This is a genomic window from Gilliamella sp. wkB18, from assembly GCF_001690875.1.
GTDB lineage: Bacteria > Pseudomonadota > Gammaproteobacteria > Enterobacterales > Orbaceae > Gilliamella > Gilliamella apicola_A.
Genome location: NZ_LZHM01000049.1, coordinates 73,425 through 79,808, shown reverse-complemented (window position 1 = coordinate 79,808; position 6,384 = coordinate 73,425). Strand labels below are relative to the sequence as shown.

Below are 6,384 nucleotides of genomic sequence, written 5' to 3'. Positions count from 1 at the left end.
GTTTTACCCCATTAAATGGATTAATGATTAGTTGTTTTAAGGGGCATGAATAGATAGCCATAAATCTGGCGTTGAGGATTGTTACATTGATAGCGTGATTGCTTTGTTTTTATTAGAAAACCAAACAGTAAAGGACAATAATCAAATTTATTGTGAATAAACCAATGCAAATGAATGAATATCATGCTGCATAATGTGGGCATTTGATATACTAACAACCGAGACATCCTTACCTATACTACCTTGCTACTTATTTTTATTTAGTTTTGTCATATTTGTCTGTTTTTATCGGTAATTTTAATAATCAATAATGATAATTAAAATTGGGCATGAAAATTACACTATTTTTACATAATTTGCAATATTTAATTAAACTTAATTTATTGAAATTTAAGATAAGCTTAGTGAGTCATGTTTTTTTAGGTTGCTGCTTTTAAGCCCCACTTAAAATTTTATCAATTAAGTGGGATTAGGGTTTTAGCATTAAGATAAAGGGGGGATCCCTGTGTATACAGGGAACACTTCTCTAACTATTGCGATTGCTCGCTCTAATTCGGTTTATCCCTGTGTATACAGGGAATACTTTTGTTCTAAATGGCAAAGAGCATTTCAAATGTTAATCGATGAAGTTTTAAAAGCACTTAATTTATTTATTAAAATACTATTTTCTTCACCAAGTAAATGTATCAATTTTTCAATTAGTTATTTATAGTGTTTTGATTCAATTGTGGTTGGGTAGCTGGTTTTTTCGTTCGTTCAAAAACGATCATTACCACAAAAGCAATAACAGTTAAATAAATAATAAATGTGCCATACGTTGCTAACATATCCACTAGTGAACGCCCTCGCATGGCGATATCTCGAAAAAACCGAAATAACCAAACTAAAGGAAAGGCGTGGCTAATATAGTAAGTCCATATTGGCATAATACCTACAGCCATGGTGGAGCCGCCCATAATGAATCCCGGCGGAACTAAGAAAATCATTTTACTAGCTCCTTCGCCTGGATTATTGGTTTTCCAAGATAATAAAAATCCTAACCAGCCAAATGCAATTCCTGTCATAAACATGCTAGGTACAAATACGAAATAGTTACCATCAAAGCGTAATTGTCCAAATAGCACAAGTACTGCCGTTATTAATGTTAACCCTGTGGTGTAAAATAGTGCATAAGGTATGGTTCTTGCAAGTAGTGCAACAAATCCCCTTTCTAATACGGTATTCCACATGCCTGTTACTTTTAAACGGCCAATAATCATCAACGATGTAAGCCCGTATGTCAGTGAGGAGAAGAAATAAACAAAATAGATAATAGTTGATATGGTTGATGAACTTGCAGGATTAAACATATATCGTGTTTTAAGTTGCATTGGCGATAAAGTCGCTTCAATGCCTTCTTTACTTAGCCCTAATGCGGCAACTTTACCAACACTAAGTTCAGCACCTAGTTCAGGAATATATTCATTAAGGCTTTGTAGCACTTTGGCATTTTGTGCATCATTAGTATCATCAACAAAATAACCTAAGCGAACGGTTTTATCGCCTTTCTTTAAGCTCTTTTCTAATCCTTTAGGAATGTATAAAACACCTAAATTACGATCGTGTGAAACTAGCGCTATTGGATTGACCGGCGCTTTGATTACCTCAGAAACTTCAATATATGGTGAAGTGTTTATTTTACTAATTAATTCTGTGGAATAATTAGAACCGTCTAGGTCAATAACCGCAATTTTACCTTCAAATACTGCGCCATGGCTTAATACAATTGAGAAGATTAGCGAAATAATGGCCGCTAAACCTATCGCAACTTTGTAATATGGGATAAAGTGACCTGACAACATGGCGTCAAGCTCTTCAAGCATAGATTTAATGATGTTTTGCATCATTGTTTAACCTCAATTGTCATACCGGTTAATAGTTTCGGAATAGATTCCATATAAATTCTAACTTGATAAGATGTTAAATCCGCTTGTCCGCGTTCCCGTGTCATGCGTAAATCAGCAAATGATGGCGCAGCTGTCGCAAAGCGGACTTTACCTTTTATTTCTTTATCAAGTGCTATCACATTTGCTTTTACTGTTGTACCTGGTTGATAATCATTAACCATTTTTTCATTTACGTAAATATCAATATATTTACGATCGGTCTCTAACAATACGGCTGGTGCACCTGTTGGTGCTAATTCACCATTTTCAAACATCAATTTTAATACTTTGCCATCTTCAGGAGCCGTTAATGTCAGTCGCTCATAATTGATTTGTAACTGCTTTAAATCAGCTTCACCTTGAGCTAATAAGGCACGTAGCTGTGCTAGCTGATTTTGGCGATTTTGAAGTTTTTGCCGCGCAATAGCAACAGATTGTATTGTCATTCCTGTTGCATTTCTGGTTTGTTCAAATTGGCTAATTTGTTCTGGTGTTGCTCCAATCATTAATGTTGATAATTGGCTTTCAATTTGGGCAACTTGCATTTTGGCAACAGTAAAGGCATTTCGTGCATTATCAAGTTGTGATTGTGAATTGCCACCAGTCTTACGTAATTGGGTTTGACGGGTATACTCTGTGTTAGCTAAATCTCTTGCTGATTTTGCTGCTTCTAAGCTTGCTTTAACTTCTTCAATTTTACGCCAAGTAGATAATTCAGCTAAATTGGTTTCATTTTCGGTGATTTCAATTGCAGCTTGTTCTTGATTTACTGCTGCCTTTTGACTATCAACTAGTGCTTGTAGTCGTTCAATTGCTAGCTTAGTGTCGATATCTTCTAATTGCATTAAAGGATCGCCTTTTTTTACGATTTGTGATTCTTCTACAAATCGTTTAATGACTTTTCCTCCTACATTTTGGAAAGCAACGTTAATTTCATCTGCAGTTAAGACACCTGATTTAATACTCTTAGCAACGGTTACCGCATCATTTCTAGAGCCTAAGAAAATTAATGATGACCCAATAGTTAAAAGCGCCAAAAATATAACAGGGATTTTGATATTTTTTTTCATATATAGCTTATTTTCCATTTAATTAGTCAGCTAAGTATTTTAGTGAAAATAATGAACTTTAATTGATTAAAGTTAGTTATTTTCGTAGTAATTTACGTAGCATCAATATTAAAGATTCTTGCTCTTGTTTGTTTAAAACTTGAGCGAAAGCCTTAATTGATTTAAGGTGATTGGGTAATGCATCTTGAATTAATTTCTCGCCGACTGTGGTTAATGAGATAAGCCGAGAACGACCATCTTCTCCACTTTTTGACATTGCTATTAATGGGTTAGGTGCAGATAGCATACGTTTAACCATAACTGATACTGTCGCAGGTGTTACGCCGATGCGTAATGCCAAATCACTGGCACAAGTTTCACCTTCGGAAAACAGCGACATTAATAAGGCAAACTTTCCTTCGGAAACATCATAGTCTTTCGTTAGTTGAGCGTAAATGTTTGCACGTATTAAATCGGCTGTGGTAATTAGGCTTAATACCAGATCAACGCCAGAAACATCAACGATATCATCATTAAACCTTTGTGCTCGCGCTAAAGTTTCACGAGATGGAAGTGTTCTAGACTTGTAATTCAATGGTTATTACTCAATTTATTTAGTCGGCTAATTATACTATTTAAATTTTTGTTGGCAATAATATTTGGCTAATTGCCATTAAATATTAATAATTTTTATTAATGCATTTATGAATGCTTAATTTAATAAATGTTGAATTTTAATATAATTAACTGTTTTAAAAATAATTATCTTTATTACTACTAAAGTGGTAATCCTTAAGGGTAGTTATATTTTGGTCTAAGTTACATACAATGAGGGGTAATTATAAATTAAATAATTGAAATAAAATAAAATTGGAGCTTTATTATGAGTAAAACCAATCTCGTTATCATTGGTAATGGGATGGTTGGACATCGTTTTATTGAGGAAGTTATCAATAAAATGCAGTCTAATCAGTTCAGTATTACTATCTTTTGTGAAGAACCTCGTCTTGCTTATGATCGTGTTCATCTTTCCTCTTATTTTTCAGATCATACCGCTGATGCGCTTTCTTTAGTTCGTGAAGGGTTATATGAGGAAAACAACATAAATGTACTACTTAATGAACGAGCTATTCTAATTAATCGTCAACGTAAAGAGGTTCACTCTCAGACAGGTAGAATTGTTAGCTATGATAAATTGATTATTGCAACAGGATCTTATGCGTGGGTTCCACCAATTAAAGGTGCAGATGGCTCAAATTGTTTTGTTTATCGAACCATTGAAGATCTTGACGCCATTCGTGAATGTGCTAGCCACTGTAAAACTGGGGCCGTTGTCGGTGGTGGCTTATTGGGGCTTGAAGCAGCTGGCGCATTAAAAAATCTAGGGGTGCAAACACATGTTGTTGAATTTGCTCCTGTTTTGATGGCTGAGCAACTTGACGCAATGGGAGGCGAGCAATTACGCCGAAAAATTGAAAGCATGGGGGTTGGTGTTCATACAAGTAAAAATACTCAAGAAATTATTCATACACCATCGGGTAAAATGATGCAATTTGCTGATGGAACATCACTCGAAATTGATTTTATTGTTTTCTCAACAGGCATTCGACCTAACGATCAGCTTGCTAAAGCGTGTCAGCTTGAAATAGGTCCACGTGGTGGAATTGTGGTTAATAATTATTGTCAAACTTCTGATCCTGATATTTACGCAATAGGTGAGTGTGCCTGTTGGCAAAGTAAAGTATTTGGTTTAGTTGCGCCAGGATATAAAATGGCACAGGTTGCTTTAGCGCATTTAATTGGTGAGCAAACTCCATTTGAAGGCGCTGATATGAGCGCTAAATTAAAGTTAATGGGAGTCGATGTTGGTAGTATTGGCGATGCTAAAGGAAAAACGTTAGGTAGTCGCAGCTATGTTTATTTAGATGAAACTGTTCCAGTTTATAAAAAATTAGTTGTCTCTCAAGATAATAAAAAATTATTAGGGGCTGTGCTAGTTGGCGATACTGCTGATTATAGTAATTTATTACAATTGATGTTGAATGAAATGGATCTTCCAGAACATCCAGATACATTAATTTTACCTGCCCACGCTGGTGCTAAACCTGCTATGGGGGTTGAAGCGTTACCAGATTCTGCCCAAATTTGTTCATGTTTTGATGTAACAAAAGCGAAAATTATTAATGCTATTCATTCTGGTTGTCATACTGTTGCGGCAATTAAGGCAGAAACCAAAGCCGGTACAGGATGCGGTGGCTGTATTCCATTGGTTACCCAGCTGTTAAACTCCGAATTAGCCAAACAAGGTATTGAAGTGAGCCATGCGTTATGTGAGCATTTCAAATACTCACGTCAAGAGCTATACCATTTAATTCGTGTAGAAGGATTAAAATCATTTAACCAAGTAATTCAAAAATATGGTACGGGCTATGGATGCGAAGTTTGTAAACCAACGGTTGCTTCTTTATTAGCGTCTTGTTGGAATGATTATATTCTTAAACAAGATTTAGTTCCGTTGCAAGATAGTAACGATATTTTTCTTGGTAATATTCAGAAAAATGGTACTTATTCGGTCATTCCTCGTAGTGCGGGGGGAGAGATTACCCCTGAAGGTTTAATCGCTGTTGGTCGCATCGCTAAAAAATATCAGCTCTATACAAAAATTACAGGATCGCAACGTATTGGATTATTTGGTGCCCAAAAAGCTGATCTGCCAGCTATTTGGAAAGAGCTCATCGATGCTGGTTTTGAAAGTGGATATGCTTATGCTAAAGCACTAAGAATGGCTAAAACTTGCGTAGGTAGCACTTGGTGCCGGTTTGGTGTCGGTGATAGTGTCGGTTTTGGGGTAGAACTTGAAAATCGTTATAAAGGTATTCGAGCTCCGCATAAATTTAAATTAGGTGTTTCTGGTTGTACCCGAGAATGTGCGGAGGCACAAGGTAAAGATATTGGTGTTATCGCAACTGAAAAAGGTTGGAACCTTTATGTATGCGGTAATGGTGGTATGAAACCACGCCACGCCGATTTGCTTGCTGCTGATCTTGATAGACAAACATTAATTAAATATCTTGACCGTTTTATTATGTTCTATATTCGTACTGCTGATAAATTACAACGGACCTCCGTTTGGCTTGAAAATATGGAAGGGGGAATTGATTATTTACGTAGTGTAATTATCGACAATAAATTAGGAATTAATGATGAACTAGAGAGTGAAATGGCACGCCTGCGTAAATTGATGGTATGTGAATGGAAAGAAACGGTCGAGCATCCAGAAAACCAAAAACGATTTACTCACTTTATTAATAGTAATCAGCGCGATGAAAATGTCCAATTTATACCTGAGCGCGATCAGCATCGACCAGCGACAGCGGAAGAACGTAAAGCAATGTTAGGAGGACAATAAT

General features: G+C 36.0%; 4 protein-coding genes. 1 reads left to right on the top strand and 3 read right to left on the bottom strand.

The annotated features are described in order from the left end of the window. Window positions 1-698: 698 nt before the first annotated feature. From A9G48_RS05530 to A9G48_RS05520, 3 genes are all read right to left on the bottom strand, one after another. Window positions 699-1,886, bottom strand: coding sequence for an ABC transporter permease (locus A9G48_RS05530; protein WP_202807488.1), 1,188 nt, complete (start codon window positions 1,884-1,886; stop codon window positions 699-701). Next, on the bottom strand, window positions 1,883-2,995 hold the full coding sequence (locus tag A9G48_RS05525) for an HlyD family secretion protein (RefSeq protein ID WP_081295309.1): 1,113 nt from the start codon (window positions 2,993-2,995) through the stop codon (window positions 1,883-1,885). Before A9G48_RS05525 ends, A9G48_RS05530 begins: the two co-directional genes overlap by 4 nt. Before the next feature lie 76 nt (window positions 2,996-3,071). Further along, the gene (locus A9G48_RS05520; RefSeq protein WP_034948604.1) at window positions 3,072-3,569 is read right to left on the bottom strand and encodes a MarR family winged helix-turn-helix transcriptional regulator; all 498 of its coding nucleotides are present in this window, start codon (window positions 3,567-3,569) and stop codon (window positions 3,072-3,074) included. Window positions 3,570-3,857: 288 nt separating this feature from the next. Between A9G48_RS05520 and nirB the strand changes: the two genes are divergently transcribed. Then, window positions 3,858-6,383 (top strand): nitrite reductase large subunit NirB, encoded by a 2,526-nt coding sequence (nirB, locus tag A9G48_RS05515; RefSeq protein ID WP_034948601.1) that lies wholly within the window; start codon window positions 3,858-3,860, stop codon window positions 6,381-6,383. Window position 6,384 lies beyond the last annotated feature (1 nt).

Excerpts from the sequence above, each read along its gene's own strand:
- A9G48_RS05525 (WP_081295309.1), bottom strand. The coding sequence starts at position 2,995 with ATGAAAAAAAATATCAAAATCCCTGTTATATTTTTGGCGCTTTTAACT.
- nirB (WP_034948601.1), top strand. The coding sequence starts at position 3,858 with ATGAGTAAAACCAATCTCGTTATCATTGGTAATGGGATGGTTGGACAT.
- A9G48_RS05530 (WP_202807488.1), bottom strand. The coding sequence starts at position 1,886 with ATGATGCAAAACATCATTAAATCTATGCTTGAAGAGCTTGACGCCATG.